Source organism: Hahella sp. CCB-MM4 (assembly GCF_002260525.1).
Classification (GTDB): Bacteria; Pseudomonadota; Gammaproteobacteria; order Pseudomonadales; family Oleiphilaceae; genus Hahella.
The window spans coordinates 1-630 of record NZ_MRYI01000062.1; the positions used below are offsets into that span (position 1 = coordinate 1).

The 630-nt window shown below is 59.4% G+C and carries 1 protein-coding gene; it reads right to left on the reverse strand.

The window, feature by feature from the left end:
* On the reverse strand, positions 1-630 hold a 630-nt coding region (locus BTA51_RS28880; RefSeq protein WP_210404949.1), incomplete at both ends, for an NAD(P)(+) transhydrogenase (Re/Si-specific) subunit beta.

Genomic DNA, 630 nt, shown 5'->3' on the forward strand with positions numbered 1-630 from the left:
ATGCCCCGGTGATGATCAGCAGATCATTGGACAGCATGAATCCCGCCGCCGCGGCCGCCCAACCCGAATAGCTGTTCAACATGGAAATGACCACGGGCATGTCGGCCCCACCGATGGAGGACACCAGGTGCCAGCCGAACCACAGGGCAATCACGGTCATCAGCAACAGACTGAAGGTGCTGCCGCCGTTGTTCACAAAATAAAGCATCAGCAGGAAGGAGACGACACAGGCGGCCAGGTTCAGCTTGTGACGATGGGGCAGCATCAGTGCCTTGGAACTGATCTTGCCGCGCAGCTTGCCGAAGGCGACCACCGACCCGGTAAAGGTGACGGCCCCGATAAACACCCCGAGGAAGATTTCGGTCAGGTGAATGTTCAGCATCACGCCGAACATTGGACCATGATCCGCGTAGCTGTTGTAACCGACCAGCACCGCGGCCAGACCCACAAAGCTGTGCAGGATGGCGACCAGTTCAGGCATTTCGGTCATTTCCACCTTCAATGCCACCTTGGCGCCGATCACCGCGCCGATGGCCATGGCGATCAGGATCAGCCAGACCGCGGTCACCTCGGGACGCCACAGGGTGGCCACCAGAGCGATGGCCATGCCGATCATGCCATAGAGATTTC